The 240-nt window shown below is 55.4% G+C and carries 1 protein-coding gene; it reads left to right on the top strand.

The features are described from left to right. The coding region (locus tag HNW77_RS17445; RefSeq protein WP_172159358.1) for a chloride channel protein at positions 1–240 on the top strand (240 nt) is incomplete at both ends.

The raw sequence follows: 240 nt of genomic DNA, 5'->3' as shown, positions 1-240 counted from the left end.
CACCTCTCGCAGGCGTTGTTTTCGCCATTGAGGAACTTGCCCACTCCTTTGAACAGAAATCGTCGGGCCGGACACTGACCGTCATCATCTTTTCCGGGATTACCGCAATCGCTCTCCTGGGAAATTATACATATTTTGGTCGTGCCAATACCTCTATCCCCGTCGGTGTCGCGTGGCTGGCTGTTCTGGTATGTGGCGTGAGTGGTGGCTTGGCGGGCGGCCTTTTCGCGCGTTGTGTCA

Origin of the sequence: Komagataeibacter melomenusus (genome assembly GCF_013155395.1) — a bacterium.
GTDB lineage: Bacteria > Pseudomonadota > Alphaproteobacteria > Acetobacterales > Acetobacteraceae > Komagataeibacter > Komagataeibacter melomenusus.
The sequence above is the reverse complement of the archived record's forward strand: the minus strand, read 5'-3'. Positions and strand labels throughout refer to the sequence as shown.